This is a genomic window from Luteimonas terrae (genome assembly GCF_031457535.1).
GTDB lineage: Bacteria > Pseudomonadota > Gammaproteobacteria > Xanthomonadales > Xanthomonadaceae > Luteimonas > Luteimonas terrae_A.
Window position 1 is genome coordinate 160,258 of the sequence record NZ_JAVDWO010000003.1, and the last position, 15,418, is coordinate 175,675.

Consider the following 15,418-nt stretch of genomic DNA (forward strand, 5'->3'; position numbering starts at 1 on the left):
GCTGGCCGCGGAACCCGCCAATCACCCCGAATACCGGTTGCTGATCGGATACCTGCGCTCACGACCGAACGCGCGCCGCGAGATCTTCGGCCCCGGCGCGGCCTGGTGACGCTTCCACTCGCTGGTGCGCACCAGTCGCAATACACGGTCCACGGTGGCCGCATCGAAGCCGGCCGCGACGATCTCGTCTCTCGATTCCTCCTGGTCCACGAAGCGGCGCAGGATCGCGTCGAGCACGTCGTAGGGCGGCAGCGAATCCTGGTCGAGCTGGTTGTCGCGCAGTTCGGCCGAGGGTGGGCGGGCGATCACCGCCGGCGGAATCACCGGTGCGCCGCCGACGGTGTTGCGCCACTTCGACAGGCCGAAGACTTCGGTCTTATAGAGGTCCTTGATCGGCGCATAGCCGCCGCACATGTCGCCGTAGATCGTCGCGTAGCCCACCGCGTACTCGCTCTTGTTGCCGGTGGTGAGCAGCAGGCCGCCGTGCTTGTTCGACAGCGCCATCATGATCGCGCCACGGGTGCGCGACTGCAGGTTCTCCTCGGCGATGTCGCCGTCCTTGCCTTCGAACGCTTCGGCCAACGTGTCGAGGAAGCCCTGGAACGGCAGCTCGATCGGAATGGTCAGCATGCGCACGCCGAGCGCCTCGCATTGCTCGGCGGCAAGGTCATTGCTGAGCCCGGCGGTGAAGCGCGAGGGCATGCGCACCGCGGTGATGTTCTCCGCGCCCAGGGCGTCGACCGCCATCGCCAGCACCACCGACGAATCGATCCCGCCCGACAGGCCGACCCAGGCTTTCGAAAACCCGTTCTTGCCGCAGTAATCGCGCGTGCCGCGCACCACCGCGCGCCAGGCCAGCGCGTCGATGCTCTCGTCGCCATCGTCCACCCAGACCACCGGCGAGAACTTGCGCGTCGCCGGATCGAAGTCCACCACCAGCCAATGGTCGTCGAACGCAACCGCCGCCGGGTGCACGGTGCCGTCGGCATCGGCGACGACCGAGGCGCCGTCGAACACCAGCGCATCCTGCCCGCCGACCACGTTGACGTAGGCCAGCGCCACGCCGCTCTCGCGGGTGCGCTCGGCCAGCAGCGCGTCGCGCTGGCGATGTTTGCCGCGCTCGTACGGCGATGCGTTCGGCACCACCACGACGGCCGCCCCCGCGGCGGCGGTATCGGCCAAAGGCTCAGGGAACCAGAGGTCCTCGCAGACCAGTACGCCGACCTGCACGCCGCCGACATCAACCACGCAGGGCTCGCCGTCCGGGTCTACATGGAAATAGCGGCGCTCGTCGAACACGTTGTAATTCGGCAGTTCGCGCTTGCGATAAGTGCGCTCGAGCTTGCCGTCGCGCAGCACGCTGGCCGAGTTGTAGAGCACGCTGCCCGCCGATTCCGGCCAGCCTACGACGGCGACGATGCCGCGCACGTCCTTGGCGATCTGCATCAACGCCGCTTCGCAGTCGATCAGGAACGAGGGGCGCATCAGGAGGTCCTCGGGCGGATACCCGCTGATCGCAAGTTCGGGGAAGACCACCACATGCGCACCGAATTCGTCGCGCGCCGCCGCGATCATCTCCGCGATGCGCTCGGCGTTGCGGCCGACATCGCCGACCGGAAAGTCGAACTGGGCGAGTGCGATACGCAGGGGGTCGGTCATGTCAGATGCCATGTGTCAAAAGATCGATAGCGGACAGGATGGCATGCCGCTCATCCGACAGGTCGGCGACCCGCTTGCCGATCATGCGCATCGGGATACCCATGATCTGCGCGGTGTCCATCACCATGCGCCGCTCGCCGACTACAAGGCACGGCATCAGTCGTTCGATCACGCCACCTGCGCGCTCGACCGTCACCAGCGGCACGACCACGCGTGAGCCGATGGTCTCGATCAGATCACTCTGGACATCCAGAAAGTACGGAATGACTTTTCTCGATGCGGCGTCGGCGTTCGCATAGACGGCGAACTGGCTCATCCACCGGCCTTGGACAGAAACGTGCGCACGTGATCACTCAACATGCCGTCTCGCTCGACGCGGCGGTTGTAAGCCTCGATCGCGTCCCGGTTCTGCACCAGCCACTTGTCTCGCTTGCGCGCGCGCACCTCCGCTTCCAGCGCTTTTTCAAGCGTCGCCGACAGGTTGATATCCAGCGCGCGGGCATCCTCGAGCAGGCCCTGATTCACGCTGACGTTGGTGGCGCGCTTGCCGTAGCCGGCATAATCTTCGCGAATGCGCATGACGGAGCCCTCGTGGATGCGCATCCAAGATGCGCATCGAAAAGCACCCTGTCAACCGCCTCTCTTGAAATCCCCCTGTAGGAGCGCGCTTGCGCGCGCAGTGACACGCGCCGGGAAACTGCCATCGCGCGCAAGCGCGCTCCTACCGAAAGCCCGCCCACGAAAAAGGCCGCCCGGAGGCGGCCTTCTCGAATCACGCGATGCGGCGTGACTACTTCACGAGCGCAGCGATCGCTTCGCCCAGGTCGCCCGGCGAACGGACGGTCTTCACCCCGGCCGCTTCCATCGCCTTGAACTTGCCTTCGGCCGTGCCCGAGCCGCCCGAGGCGATCGCACCGGCATGGCCCATGCGCTTGCCCGGAGGGGCCGACGCGCCGGCGATGAAGCCCACGACCGGCTTCTTGACGTGGGCCTTGATGTACTCGGCGCCCGCTTCCTCGGCGTCGCCGCCGATCTCGCCGACCATGATGATGCCCAGCGTCTGCGGATCTTCGTTGAACAGCTTGAGGCAGTCGACGAAGTTCAGGCCGTTGATCGGGTCGCCGCCGATGCCGATGACGGTCGACTGACCGAGGCCGGCCGCGGTGGTCTGCTTGACCGCTTCATAGGTCAGCGTCCCCGAGCGCGACACGATGCCGATCTTGCCTGGCATGTGGATGTGGCCCGGCATGATGCCGATCTTGCACTCGCCCGGCGTGATCACGCCCGGGCAGTTCGGACCGACCAGCGTCACGTCCGGATGCGACTTGAGCACGTTCTTGACGCGCAGCATGTCGAGCACCGGAATGCCCTCGGTGATGCAGACGATGACCTTGATGCCGGCCGCAGCCGCTTCGAGGATCGCGTCGGCCGCGAACGGCGGCGGCACGTAGATCACCGACGCATCGGCGCCGGTGGCCTCGACCGCTTCGCGCACGGTGTTGAACACCGGCAGGTTGATGTGCGTAGTGCCGCCCTTGCCGGGCGTGACGCCGCCGACGACCTCGGTGCCGTATTCCACCATCTGGGTGGCGTGGAAGGTGCCCTGCTGGCCGGTGAAGCCCTGCACGATCACCTTGGTGTTCTTGTTGATCAAAACGCTCATTGGAAATCCTGTCGTGTCGTAGGAGCGGCCTTGGCCGCGATGCCCTTTCCGGAAGTTCCGGAATGCGGAACGGAAGGCCGTCGCGCGCAAGCGCGCTCCTACAGATGATGTGTGGGCTTACGCGGCGGCGGCGACGGCCTTCTTGGCGCCGTCGTTGATGTCGTCGGCCGCGGTGATCGCCAGGCCCGACTCGGCCAGCAGCTTCTTGCCCGCTTCGACGTTGGTGCCTTCCAGGCGCACGATCACCGGCACCTTGACGTCCACTTCCTTGACCGCGGCGATGATGCCCTCGGCGATCATGTCGCAGCGGACGATGCCGCCGAAGATGTTGACGAAGATCGCCTTGACCTTGTCACTCGACAGGATGAGCTTGAACGCCTCGGTCACGCGCTCCTTGGTCGCGCCGCCGCCCACGTCGAGGAAGTTCGCCGGCGAACCGCCGTTGAGTGCGATCACGTCCATCGTCGCCATGGCCAGGCCCGCGCCGTTGACCATGCAGCCGATGTTGCCGTCCATGGTCACGTAGTTCAGGTCGTACTGACTGGCACGCGCCTCAGCCTCGTCTTCCTGCGTGGCGTCACGCATCGCCGCCAGATCCTTGTGACGGAACGTGGCGTTGTCGTCGGAGTCGACCTTGCCGTCGAGGGCATAGAGGTCGCCATTGTCGAGGATGGCCAGCGGGTTGAGTTCGACCAGCGCCAGGTCCTTCTCGTTGAACAAGGTGTACAGGCCGCCCATGATCTTGGCGAGCTGGTTGGCCTGCTTGGCGGTCAGACCGATCTTGAAGCCGATCTCACGGCCCTGGTAGGGCTGGAAACCTTCGACGAAGCTGACGTTGAGGCTCTCGATCTTCTCCGGCGTCTCGGCAGCCACCTGCTCGATGTCCACGCCACCCTCGCTCGAGACGATATAGGTGATCGACTGCGTGCCGCGGTCGACCAGCACCGACAGATACAGTTCCTTGGCGATCTCACCGGCTTCGGTGACCAGCACCAGATTGACCGGCAGTTCAACGCCAGCGGTCTGATAGGTGGCCATCTTGGTGCCGAGCATCTTGGCCGCAGCGGCCTTCACGTCGTCGGTGGTCTTGCAGAACTTCACGCCGCCGGCCTTGCCGCGGCCGCCCGCGTGGATCTGGGCCTTGACCATCCAGGGGCCATCGCCCAGGGACTTCGCTACTTCGACTGCTTCGTCGGCGGTGGACGCGACGCGTCCTGCCGGCACGGGGATGCCGTAATCGGCAAACAACTGCTTCGCCTGGTATTCGTGGAAGTTCATGTGGGGTCCGTACAGAAAGGAGATGACACCGGTCGACGGGCGGCACACAGGGCGCGGCGGGTCGGCGGGGTCCGCTATTCTCGCTCATGCGGCGGTGACGGGCAAAACCGCCCCGCCGGCCGCTCCGGGCCGACGCCTATACTCGGCCGTCCGGCCCCGATGAAACGCGCCCGTGCCCCTGCTTGCACCCTCCAAAATGACCCCGGCACTGCTGCAGCGAGAACTCTCGCTGTTCGCGCTATACCGGGTACTGGAGGCCGCCCTGCTGGCGCTGCTGGTGTTCAGCCCCTGGGGGGAGATGCTCGGCGACGTCATCGACACGCCGGTCGCGATCTCGGTCGGCATCGGCTATCTGGTCGCCTCGGTCGGGCTTTGGTGGCATGCGCGGCGCGCCAAGGCCGACTTCCCCAGCCATGCAGTCGTCGGTGTGGCAGTCGACATCGTGGTCGCCACCCTGATCACCCATGCGATCCCCGAGGTCGCCCCTGGCATCGCGATGCTGCTGCTGTTCAACATCGGCGCCGCGTCGCTGTTCGTCACCCTGCGCAGCAGCCTGTTGATGGCCGCAGCCGCCGCGCTGGCACTGTTGCTCGAACGCCTGTTCGGCCTGCTGGGCACCGGCACATTCGACCGCCCGTTCGCCGAAATGCTGATGTTCGGGCTGGGCTTCTTCGCCGCGGCCTCGCTGACCCGGCAGCTCGGCAAGCAGGTCCGCGAGACGCAGGCGCTGGCGGACCGGCGTGGCGCCGAGGCCGAGAATCTGGCCGAGATCAACGAGCTGATCATCCGTCGCATGCAGACCGGCGTACTGCTGGTCGACGGCACCGGCCACATCCGCCTGACCAACGAAGCCGCCACGCTGTTGATCGGGGAGAGCGAAGCGCCCGGCGAGGACGGCCTGCACGGCCGCACGCTGTCGCAGCTCGCGCCGCCGTTGGCGATGCGCCTGGCGGAATGGTTGCGCAGCGGCAGCGTGGACAGCGCGCCCCTCACCCTGCGCGAGCACACCGACGTCATGCCTCGCTTCGTGCGCCTGCTGGCCGAAAGCGACAACACGCTGGTCTTCCTCGACGACACCTCGCTGGTCTCGCGCCGCGCCGAATCGCTGACCCTGGCGACGATGGGCCGGTTCTCCGCCAGCCTCGCCCACGAGATCCGCAACCCGCTTGCCGCGATCAGCTACGCGACCCAGCTGATGGAGGAATCGGACCAGATCGGGGAGGCCGACCGTCGCCTGCTGCAGATCATCCATCAGCAGTGCATGCGGACGAACGGCATCGTCGAAAGCGTCCTCGGCCTCGCCCGCCGCGAACGCGCCCGTCCCGAACACGTGGATCTGGTCGCCGCCGCCCAGGCGTTTCTGCAGGACTACCGGATGATCGTCAGCGACGAGAACGCCGAACTGAAGGTCAGCTGCGACCAGTCCACGCTGCGCGCGATCTTCGACCCGCGCCACCTTCAGCAGGTGCTGACCGCCCTGGTCAACAACGCCGTGCGCTACGGCCGCATGCCTGGCGAACCGGCGCGTATCACCCTGCGCCTCGAACAGGCGGGCGACTGCCCCACGCTCAGCGTGCTCGACCGCGGTCCCGGCGTGCCCGACGCGGTCGCCTCGCAGCTGTTCCGCCCGTTCTTCACCACCTCCGAAAGCGGCACGGGCCTGGGCCTCTACATCGCCCACGAGCTGTGCCGGGCGAACGAGGCGCATCTGGAATACATCGCCGTGCCGGGCGGCGGCGCGTGCTTCAGGGTCACGTTGGCGGCGCGGAAGACGTTGCTGCGGACTACGGGCTGACTGCGATTCGTACAGCCGGGCATATCCGGCGGGACACACACACGCCCGCAAACTCGCACCATCAACCCCACCATCGTGACGCGCGTCACCCGTGTGACCCTCGTCGCGTTTGGCAGAATCTGTCACTATGCGTCACACCCCAGTTCCGGTTGTGTGGCCCATCGATGAGCGAATCCCGCAGCGTTCTGATCGTCGATGACGAACACGATATCCGTGAACTGCTGGTCCTCACCCTCGGCCGCATGGGGCTGCGCACCGAAACCGCACCCACGCTCGCTGCCGCCCGCGAACTCCTGGCGTCCGCCTCCTACGATCTGTGCCTGACCGACATGCGACTGCCGGACGGCTCGGGCCTGGAGCTCATCGGCGAAATCAGTACCCGCTACCCCGGCATGCCGGTGGCCATGATCACCGCCTACGGCAACGTCCAGGCGGCGGTCGAGGCGCTGAAGGTGGGCGCCTTCGATTTCGTGAGCAAGCCGGTCGACATCCACGTGCTGCGCGGCCTGGTCCGCCAGGCGCTGGAACTGGGCGAGCGGGCCAAGCGCGACACCGAGGAACACAGCAGCCGCCTGCTCGGCACCTCCGACGTCATGGTCACGCTGCGCAACACCATCGCCAAGGTCGCCCGCAGCCAGGCGCCGGTCTTCATCCACGGCGAGTCCGGCACCGGCAAGGAGCTCGTCGCCCGCACCATCCATGCGCAAGGCGCGCGCGCCGCCGGCCCGTTCGTCCCGGTCAACTGCGGTGCCATTCCGACCGAGCTGATGGAGAGCGAGTTCTTCGGCCACAGGAAAGGCAGCTTCACCGGCGCGCACAGCGACAAGCCCGGCCTGTTCCAGGCCGCCGACGGCGGCACCCTGTTCCTCGACGAGATCGCCGAACTGCCGCTGGCCATGCAGGTCAAGCTGCTGCGCGCGATCCAGGAAAAGTCGATCCGTCCGGTCGGCGCCGCTGCCGAGATCCAGGTCGACGTGCGCATTCTCTCGGCCACGCACAAGGACCTGTCGCAGCTGGTCAACGACGGCCGGTTCCGCCACGACCTCTACTACCGCATCAACGTCATCGGTCTGCACGTGCCACCGCTGCGCGAGCGCACCGGCGATCTACCGTTGTTGTCGAGCGCCATCCTGCAGCGCCTTGCCCAGGCCATGCACCGCGCAGCCCCTGTCCTGGCCGAAGATGCCGTCGCCGCGCTCGAGGCCTACGGCTTCCCCGGCAACGTACGCGAGCTCGAGAACATCCTCGAGCGCGCACTTGCGATGGCCGACGAGGACCGGATCACCGCGGCCGACCTGCATCTGCCGGTCCCGCGCGCAGGCACGCAGTCGCCCCCCGGGCAACACGGCTCTCCTTTCGTCACCGGCACCCATCAGGCCCTGCCGCAGAACGCCGCCCCGCGCGATCCGCGCACCATCAGCCCCTACGAGACGGCCGGCACCGCGCTGCCCTCCTTCATCGAAGACATCGAGCGCGCCGCCATCCAGCAGTCGCTGCAGGAACACCGCTACAACAAGACCAAGACCGCCGCCGCACTCGGCATCACATTCCGCGCGCTGCGCTACAAGCTGAAGAAGCTCGGCATCGATTGACCTATGCCCCACCTGTAGGAGCGCGCTCGCGCGCGACGAGGCTGTCCCGAGATTTCCGCATCGCCGCCCACCCACCCAGGCCCGCTCGAAAGCGCACCCCCCACGCATCGCCCCACACCTGAGCCGCGCCGGAACAGTCCCGCAACAGGACTGAAGACTTCTCCAACGCGGCCGATATCGCCCCAAACGCCGCAATGCGTCAGTAAGTGACCTTTCAGGTCAATCACAACCGCGGTTGCCGACAACGCATTAGCCTGAACAGATCGCAAGCCCCGATTTGGCCGTCACAGGAAGTTGGCACGCCTTGTGCGTCATACCCTCCGCACGTGCATGTCGCACGGCTGCCCACGGATCGGCACCAGCCGGGCCACGCGGCACGTGGAACCACTCACTCCTAGGGGATACACCATGAAGAATCAGAAGGGCTTCACCCTGATCGAACTGATGATCGTCGTTGCGATCATCGCGATCCTGGCCGCGATTGCGCTGCCGGCTTACAACCAGTATCGGGTCAAATCCGCGAACAATGCTTGCCTGGCAGAAGCCAAGGCATTTATGAATTCTTGGGTTTCGGCTCAGAAGGGTGGGTTCGCAGCTACTGAAGTTCCGACCTACGTTGCGCAAGCCTGTACCTCTGGCGGCGGTAATGCCGCCAATGTTGAAGCGACCCCGAGTTACGACGCAACGTTTGCCTTCAAAGCCCCGGGCGACACCAACGTCGAGTGCCAGTCGGCCACGGCAAGCTGCAGGCTGGCTACCGCTCCCAACTGAGCAACTTAGGACAGAGCAGGGTTTATACGCTTTGTCATTTAGACGCCCCGCCTAGGCGGGGCGTTTTTATATTCAACGCAACGATGCAAGCCTTTGTTAGCCAGCGTGGTTGCAACGAACAGCGTCTGATCTGAGCCATGCGCAACACGTATCTCAGATCGCTGCCTCTCCGGAGAGGCAGGCGGCCCAGCTAACAATGATTGGCCCGCATATTGCGTCTTTCCGTCACGCACATACGCGCTTTTTAAGGAACGCGACGCTATGCATCGCCATGCTCGTGGCTTCACTCTGATCGAATTAATGATCGCCGTTGCCATAATCGCGATTCTCGCGGCGATCGCACTACCCGCCTACAACGCCTACCGGGTTCGGACGAGCGAAAGCACCTGCTTGGCCGAAATGTCGAGTTACTCGCGGTTAGCGTTAGCCGCCCTCTACGAGGGGGACACACCGGAGATTCCACCCATGCAGGCCTGCGCAAGCGCGGACACAGCAACTGCGCTAGGCGCCGCGATCGAGGGACGTCCCCGCGCCCCCGGTGTCGCGACTACGCGCTGTGACATGGATAGCGGAACGTGCCGCTTACAGTGAAACAAAGCCAGCTCGGCGTGGCTCCGCAGAATAGCGTAGTACATTAGGCAGCGACGCTATACAGGAGTCCTCGCAGCATGAATGCTGTGTCCACCGCCAACCTTGTCGGCATCACCGGCATCGTCCGTCGCCTTGTGCTCGACGGCGCGCTCGACGAAGCTGCCGCGCGCGAGGCGCTGGAAAAGGCGACCGCCGCGCGCAAGCAGGTGGCGGGCTATCTGCGCGAACACAAGCTGGTCACCGCTGCACAACTGGCGGCGGCGAATGCGATCGAATTCGGCATGCCGCTGTTCGACCCGACGACGATGGCACCGCAGGCGCACGCGGTGAAGCTGGTCAGCGAGGAGCTGCTGAACAAGCATGCGGTGCTGCCGCTGTTCAAGCGCGGGGGCCGGCTGTTCGTCGGCACCGCGGACCCCACCAACACCCAGGCGCTGGACGAGATCAAGTTCCACACCAATCTGACGGTGGAGCCGATCCTGGTCGACGAGGACAGCATCCGTCGGACCCTGGACATGTGGCTGCAGGCGAGCGACAGCTTCGAGGACGCGCTGGAGGATTCCGACGGTCTGGATTCGCTGGATGTCGGCAGCGACGAGGACGGCGGCGGCAAGCTCGAGAACGTGGTCGACGGCAAGGACGACACGCCGATCGTCAAGTTCGTCAACAAGGTGCTGGTGGATGCGATCAAGCGCGGCGCCTCGGACATCCATTTCGAGCCGTATGAGACCGACTACCGCGTGCGCCTGCGCGTGGACGGCATTCTCAAGCAGGTGGCCAAAAGCCCGGTCAAGCTCAACCAGCGCATCACCGCGCGCCTGAAGGTGATGGCGCAGCTCGATATCGCCGAGAAGCGCATCCCGCAGGACGGGCGCATCAAGCTCAACCTGTCCAAGACCAAGCAGATCGACTTCCGCGTCAGCACCCTGCCCACGCTGTTCGGCGAGAAGGTGGTGCTGCGTATTCTCGATGCCAGCGCCGCCAAGCTGGGCATCGACAAGCTGGGTTACGAGCCCGAGCAGCAACAGCTGTTCCTCGATGCCATCCATAAACCGTATGGCATGGTGCTGGTGACCGGCCCGACCGGCTCGGGCAAGACGGTGTCGCTGTACACGGCGCTGGGCATCCTCAACGATGAGACGCGCAACATCTCGACGGCGGAAGATCCGGTGGAAATCCGCCTGCCAGGCGTCAACCAGGTGCAGCAGAACAACAAGCGCGGCATGACCTTCGCTGCCGCGCTGCGCTCGTTCCTGCGCCAGGACCCGGACATCATCATGGTCGGCGAAATCCGCGATCTGGAGACCGCAGAAATCGCGATCAAGGCCGCGCAGACCGGCCACATGGTGCTCAGTACCCTGCACACCAACGATGCGCCCCAGACCATCGCGCGCCTGATGAACATGGGCATTGCGCCCTACAACATCACCAGCTCGGTGACCCTGGTCATTGCCCAGCGTCTGGCACGCAGGCTGTGCCCCAAGTGCAAGAGACGCGTCGACCTGCCCGAGCATGCGTTGCTCAAGGAAGGCTTCACCGAAGACCAGGTGCGCGCCGGCATCGAGATGTATGAGGCCGTGGGCTGCGACGAATGTACCAACGGCTACAAGGGCCGCGTGGGTGTGTACCAGGTCATGCCGATGAGCGAGCAGATCCAGGAGATCATTCTGCAGGGCGGCAACGCGATCCAGATCGCCGAAGCCGCCCAGCGCGCCGGCGTCAGCGACCTGCGACAGTCCGCACTGCGCAAGGCGCAGCAGGGCCTGACCAGCCTGGCCGAGATCAACCGCGTCACCACCGACTGAGCGCCGGGCGGCACGCGCGTTGATTGCTGCCGGTTTCTGCGAGCGGTCACGCTCTGCCGGGCGGCCCTGACACTTCGCGCGCCGAACGGCTACCATGCGAGCGACCATTCCGGCTGGGGAGCCGGTGCCCGGGGAATCCTTGATGTCGACCACACGCACCGCTGTCCGCAAGCCTGCCGTCAGGCCCGCGAAGCCTGTCCGCGAACTGCCCGCACTCGAGACCTTCCTCTGGGAAGGCACCGACAAGCGCGGCATGACCATGAAAGGCGAACAGCAGGCGAAGAACGCCAACCTGCTGCGCGCCGAACTGCGCCGCCAGGGCATCCAGCCCAAGACGATCAAGGCCAAGGGCAAGCCGCTGTTCGGCGGCGCCGGCAAGACGATCACCGCCAAGGACATCGCGGTCTTCAGCCGCCAGATGGCCACGATGATGAAATCCGGCGTGCCGGTGGTGCAGTCGCTGGAGATCATCGGCAACGGCCAGCGCAACCCGCGCATGGGCAAGCTGGTCAACCAGATCCGCACCGACATCGAAGGCGGCGCGTCGATCTACGAGGCGCTGAGCAAGCATCCGGTGCAGTTCGACGAGCTCTACCGCAACCTCGTGCGCGCGGGCGAATCCGCCGGTGCGCTGGAAACGGTGCTCGAGACGATCGCCAACTACAAGGAAAGCATCGAGACCATCAAGGGCAAGATCAAGAAGGCCCTGTTCTATCCGATCGCGGTGATCGCGGTCGCGGTCCTCGTGTGCGGCGTGCTGATGATCTTCGTGGTGCCGACCTTCCGCGACACGTTCAAGAGCTTCGGCACGGACCTGCCGGCGTTCACCGAACTGATGTTCGCGATCTCCGACATCGTGGTGAGCTGGTGGTGGCTGATGGCCGTGGTCGCCATCGGCGGCGCGTTCGCGTTCATTGCGGCGCTCAAGCGCTCGACCAAACTGCAGCACGCCGTCGACCGAACGATGCTGCGCATCCCGATCATCGGCAAGGTGCTGCACAACTCCGCCATTGCGCGTTTCGCGCGCACCCTCGGTGTGACCTTCAAGGCCGGCGTGCCGCTGGTGGAGGCGCTGGATTCGGTGGCGGGCGCCACCGGCAGCGTGGTCTACGAGACGGCGGTGCTGCGCATGCGCGACGACGTGGCCGTGGGCTATCAGCTGAACCTGGCAATGAAGCAGACCGCGCTGTTCCCGCACATGGTGGTGCAGATGACCGCGATCGGCGAAGAGGCCGGCGCGCTCGACACCATGCTGTTCAAGGTGGCGGAGTTCTACGAAGAAGAAGTCAACAACGCGGTGGATACGATCTCGAGCCTGATCGAACCTTTCGTGATGGTGATCATCGGCACCCTGGTGGGCTCGATCGTCATCGCGATGTACCTGCCGATCTTCAAGATCGCGATGGCGGCAATGGGCTGACGGATGGCGTTTCTCGATCAGAACCCTGAACTTGGTTATCCGCTGGTCGCAGGCTTCGGTCTGCTGGTGGGCAGTTTTCTCAATGTCGTGATCCTGCGGCTGCCGCGGCGCATGGAGTGGCAGTGGAAACGCGACTCGCGCGAGATCCTCGGCGAGCCGGAGCTCTACGATCCGCCGCCGCCTGGGATCGTGGTCGAGCGCTCGCACGATCCGGACACCGGCACGCCGCTGGCGTGGTGGGAGAACATTCCGGTCCTGAGTTACCTGATGCTGCGTGGGCGCTCGCGCCACAGTGGCAAGCGCATTTCACTGCAGTACCCGGCGGTCGAACTGCTGACGATGCTGCTGTTCGTGGCCTGCGTGTGGCGCTTCGGATTCGGCTGGCAGGGCTTCGGCGCGCTGGTGCTGACCGGCTTTTTGATCGCGCTGTCCGGTATCGACGTGCGCACCCAACTACTACCCGATTCGCTGACGCTGCCGCTGATGTGGCTGGGGTTGATCGCGAGCCTGGACAATCTCTACATGCCGGCCAAGCCCGCGCTGCTCGGCGCCGTGGTGGGCTATGCGAGTCTGTGGACGGTCTGGTGGCTGTTCAAGCAGGCCACCGGCAAGGAAGGCATGGGCCACGGCGACTTCAAGTTGCTGGCGGCACTGGGCGCCTGGTGCGGACTGAGCGGGCTATTGCCGATCATCCTGCTGTCGGCGGTGGCCGGCGCGATCATCGGGTCGATCATGCTGGCCGTGCAGGGCCGCGACCGCTCGACGCCGATCCCGTTCGGGCCGTATCTGGCCATCGCCGGCTGGGTGACCTTCATGTGGGGTCACGACCTAGTCGACAGTTACAAGCAGCTTGCCGGCCTCGGCTGACCCCTGCCTCGCGATGAGTGCGTTGATCATCGGCCTGACCGGCGGCATCGCCTCGGGCAAGACCGCGGCGACGCAGGCGTTTGAGCGACGCGGCATCGTGGTGGCCGATGCCGACCTGGCGGCGCGCGAGGCGGTGGCACCGGGCAGCACGGGCCTGGCGGCGGTCGTCGAGGCCTTCGGCGCCGACGCACTTGCAGAGGGCGGTAGCCTCGATCGCGCTGCGATGCGGCGCCGGATTTTCGAAGATCCCGACGCGCGCCTGCGCCTGGAAGCCATCATCCATCCACGGGTGCGCGAAGCCTTGCGCGCGGCATGCGAGGCGGCGCCCGGCCCGTATGCGGTCGCAGCGATTCCGCTGCTGACCGAAGGTGGCCGCGCGGCGTATCCGTGGTTGCAGCGGGTGCTGGTGATCGACGTGCCGCGCGAGTTGCAGCTGGCGAGGCTGCTGGCGCGCGACGGCATCGACGCGGGGCTTGCGAAGCGCATGGTGGCCGCCCAGGCCTCCCGCGAGGCGCGCCTGGCGATTGCGGACGATGTGATCATCAACGATGGTGCGCTGGATGCGCTGGATTCCGCGGTAGAGGTGCTCGATAAAAAGTATCGCGGGATGGCGGCCACGGGCTTGCAAGCCTGAGCGGGACTCCCCCGCCTCAGCTTCAGCGAGGCACTTTGTTCGCAGCAAACGTCATACCGCCCAGAGGCTCTGCACACCCATGCGGTCGCGTGGGACTCGGTGGAGCGGCATGGACGCAGCACGTCGGCTAGCGAACGCTGGTCTAGGCGTTGGTCGATTCTGAAGAAGGCGCGCCGATATGTTCTGGCCCTGCCCTCCGAAGCGCACCAGGGTTCGATCAGGCTGGGTGTGTGGTGTGCATCGATCCGGACATCAGCGCGAGCGTCTGCCCTCACCCCAACCCCTCTCCCGGCGGGAGAGGGGCTCTGCAAAGCTGCGCCAGCCGATCCATGCTCAAGCGGGCGCCCACAGGCTCCGGATCGCGGCGATGCCCTGGGCGCCGTGGCGACGGGCCTCGGAAATGTCGTCAGGGCTCATGCCACCGATCGCGTAGATCGGCAGGGCTGTGGTCTCTCGCAGTCGGGTGAAGGCGGTCCAGCCGATGCCGGGCGCACCGGGATGGCTGGCGGTCTCGGCGACGGGGCCGAGCACGACGAAGTCGCAGCCCAGGCGTGCGGCATGTGAAAGATCGTCCGCGTTGTGGCAGGAGGCGGCCAGCAACATGCCCTCGGGAACCGGACGCGCTTCGAGCGTCTGCAGCGCGCTTGATCTGAGATGCACGCCGACGCCCGCGGCCAGTGCGGCGTCGATGGGGCCGTTGAACAGCAACTGCGCATCGTGCCTGCGACTGCGGACGGCCGCCTGTTGCAGCAAGGCGATCTGGCGATCAGGGGCCACGCCCGGCAGCCGCAGCTGGATGCGGCGGATGCCGGCTCGCAGCGCGCCGTCGAACGCACGCAGCCAGGCGTCGTCGTCGTCGCCGGGCGGTGGGGTCACGAGATAACGATCCGGCGTCCGCAACGCCGCGACGACCGGCAGGTCGGCAGGCGGCATCGAGTAGCGGCTCAGCTTGTCGGGCGCGACCCATGCCAGCGCCTGCCCTTCGCGCCCCTTGGGCACGCCGTCCCAGTGGGTGACATGGCGGACATCGAGACGCAGCCGCTTGCTCGGATATTGCTGCGGCACGGTCATCAGTGGCGGACCGACGGTGACGCGGATGCCGAGCTCCTCGTCCAGTTCGCGGATCAACGCAGCCTCCGGCGTCTCGCCGATCTCACGCTTGCCGCCCGGAAACTCCCAGAGCCCCGGCATGTCGCGATTGGGCGTGCGACGCGACAGCAGGATGCGGCCTCGCTTGTCGGTGATAACGCCGGCGACGACCTCGATGACGCGTTCGCTCATACCGCTCGGAACTCCGGACAGGGCGGTCAGGTTAGGCGGGGTGCGGACGGTTTGCCAGCTAT

Annotated in this window: 13 protein-coding genes and 1 pseudogene; 8 read left to right on the top strand and 6 right to left on the bottom strand. The window is 65.9% G+C overall.

The annotated features are described in order from the left end of the window. Nucleotides 1-21: 21 nt before the first annotated feature. From J2W68_RS04750 to sucC, 5 genes are all read right to left on the bottom strand, one after another. The gene (locus J2W68_RS04750) at nt 22-1,659 is read right to left on the bottom strand and encodes an NAD+ synthase (RefSeq protein ID WP_310233234.1); all 1,638 of its coding nucleotides are present in this window, start codon (nt 1,657-1,659) and stop codon (nt 22-24) included. Nucleotide 1,660: 1 nt separating this feature from the next. Then, on the bottom strand, nt 1,661-1,975 hold the full coding sequence (locus J2W68_RS04755; protein WP_310233235.1) for a CcdB family protein: 315 nt from the start codon (nt 1,973-1,975) through the stop codon (nt 1,661-1,663). After that, on the bottom strand, nt 1,972-2,238 hold the full coding sequence (locus J2W68_RS04760; protein WP_310233236.1) for a type II toxin-antitoxin system CcdA family antitoxin: 267 nt from the start codon (nt 2,236-2,238) through the stop codon (nt 1,972-1,974). Before J2W68_RS04760 ends, J2W68_RS04755 begins: the two co-directional genes overlap by 4 nt. A gap of 211 nt (nt 2,239-2,449) precedes the next feature. Beyond that, on the bottom strand, nt 2,450-3,322 hold the full coding sequence (sucD, locus tag J2W68_RS04765) for a succinate--CoA ligase subunit alpha (protein WP_310233237.1): 873 nt from the start codon (nt 3,320-3,322) through the stop codon (nt 2,450-2,452). A 117-nt stretch (nt 3,323-3,439) separates the two neighbouring features. Next, a complete protein-coding gene (gene sucC / locus J2W68_RS04770) occupies nt 3,440-4,600 on the bottom strand; it encodes an ADP-forming succinate--CoA ligase subunit beta (RefSeq protein ID WP_310233239.1) in 1,161 nt (386 codons plus the stop codon). A 196-nt stretch (nt 4,601-4,796) separates the two neighbouring features. Here sucC and J2W68_RS04775 point away from each other — a divergent pair, with 196 nt between their 5' ends. The 8 genes and pseudogenes from J2W68_RS04775 (at nt 4,797) to coaE (ending at nt 14,075) form a co-directional block, all read left to right on the top strand. Continuing rightward, nucleotides 4,797-6,395 (top strand): sensor histidine kinase, encoded by a 1,599-nt coding sequence (locus J2W68_RS04775; RefSeq protein ID WP_310233240.1) that lies wholly within the window; start codon nt 4,797-4,799, stop codon nt 6,393-6,395. Nucleotides 6,396-6,559: 164 nt separating this feature from the next. Continuing rightward, entirely contained in the window at nt 6,560-7,987 is a 1,428-nt protein-coding gene (locus tag J2W68_RS04780) for a sigma-54-dependent transcriptional regulator (RefSeq protein WP_310233242.1), read from the top strand. A 408-nt stretch (nt 7,988-8,395) separates the two neighbouring features. Then, on the top strand, nt 8,396-8,758 hold the full coding sequence (locus tag J2W68_RS17970) for a prepilin-type N-terminal cleavage/methylation domain-containing protein (RefSeq protein WP_430539667.1): 363 nt from the start codon (nt 8,396-8,398) through the stop codon (nt 8,756-8,758). Nucleotides 8,759-9,019: 261 nt separating this feature from the next. Continuing rightward, nucleotides 9,020-9,122: pseudogene (locus tag J2W68_RS04790) on the top strand (prepilin-type N-terminal cleavage/methylation domain-containing protein); the annotation flags it as partial. A gap of 304 nt (nt 9,123-9,426) precedes the next feature. Beyond that, on the top strand, nt 9,427-11,154 hold the full coding sequence (gene pilB, locus J2W68_RS04795; protein WP_310233243.1) for a type IV-A pilus assembly ATPase PilB: 1,728 nt from the start codon (nt 9,427-9,429) through the stop codon (nt 11,152-11,154). A gap of 142 nt (nt 11,155-11,296) precedes the next feature. Beyond that, nucleotides 11,297-12,574: a type II secretion system F family protein gene (locus J2W68_RS04800; protein WP_310233246.1), complete on the top strand. Its 1,278-nt coding sequence runs from the start codon at nt 11,297-11,299 to the stop codon at nt 12,572-12,574. Between the two features lie 3 nt (nt 12,575-12,577). Beyond that, nucleotides 12,578-13,441, top strand: coding sequence for a prepilin peptidase (locus J2W68_RS04805; RefSeq protein WP_310233247.1), 864 nt, complete (start codon nt 12,578-12,580; stop codon nt 13,439-13,441). A gap of 13 nt (nt 13,442-13,454) precedes the next feature. Further along, entirely contained in the window at nt 13,455-14,075 is a 621-nt protein-coding gene (gene coaE, locus J2W68_RS04810; protein WP_310233249.1) for a dephospho-CoA kinase, read from the top strand. A gap of 333 nt (nt 14,076-14,408) precedes the next feature. On the opposite strand, the gene J2W68_RS04815 is transcribed toward coaE, so the two are convergent. After that, nucleotides 14,409-15,356: a Nudix family hydrolase gene (locus J2W68_RS04815; RefSeq protein ID WP_310233250.1), complete on the bottom strand. Its 948-nt coding sequence runs from the start codon at nt 15,354-15,356 to the stop codon at nt 14,409-14,411. Nucleotides 15,357-15,418: the final 62 nt, after the last annotated feature.

Coding starts and splice junctions, on each gene's coding strand:
- J2W68_RS04750 (WP_310233234.1), bottom strand. CDS start 1,659: ATGACCGACCCCCTGCGTATCGCACTCGCCCAGTTCGACTTTCCGGTC.
- J2W68_RS04755 (WP_310233235.1), bottom strand. CDS start 1,975: ATGAGCCAGTTCGCCGTCTATGCGAACGCCGACGCCGCATCGAGAAAA.
- J2W68_RS04760 (WP_310233236.1), bottom strand. CDS start 2,238: ATGCGCATTCGCGAAGATTATGCCGGCTACGGCAAGCGCGCCACCAAC.
- sucD (WP_310233237.1), bottom strand. CDS start 3,322: ATGAGCGTTTTGATCAACAAGAACACCAAGGTGATCGTGCAGGGCTTC.
- sucC (WP_310233239.1), bottom strand. CDS start 4,600: ATGAACTTCCACGAATACCAGGCGAAGCAGTTGTTTGCCGATTACGGC.
- J2W68_RS04775 (WP_310233240.1), top strand. CDS start 4,797: ATGACCCCGGCACTGCTGCAGCGAGAACTCTCGCTGTTCGCGCTATAC.
- J2W68_RS04780 (WP_310233242.1), top strand. CDS start 6,560: ATGAGCGAATCCCGCAGCGTTCTGATCGTCGATGACGAACACGATATC.
- J2W68_RS17970 (WP_430539667.1), top strand. CDS start 8,396: ATGAAGAATCAGAAGGGCTTCACCCTGATCGAACTGATGATCGTCGTT.
- pilB (WP_310233243.1), top strand. CDS start 9,427: ATGAATGCTGTGTCCACCGCCAACCTTGTCGGCATCACCGGCATCGTC.
- J2W68_RS04800 (WP_310233246.1), top strand. CDS start 11,297: ATGTCGACCACACGCACCGCTGTCCGCAAGCCTGCCGTCAGGCCCGCG.
- J2W68_RS04805 (WP_310233247.1), top strand. CDS start 12,578: ATGGCGTTTCTCGATCAGAACCCTGAACTTGGTTATCCGCTGGTCGCA.
- coaE (WP_310233249.1), top strand. CDS start 13,455: ATGAGTGCGTTGATCATCGGCCTGACCGGCGGCATCGCCTCGGGCAAG.
- J2W68_RS04815 (WP_310233250.1), bottom strand. CDS start 15,356: ATGAGCGAACGCGTCATCGAGGTCGTCGCCGGCGTTATCACCGACAAG.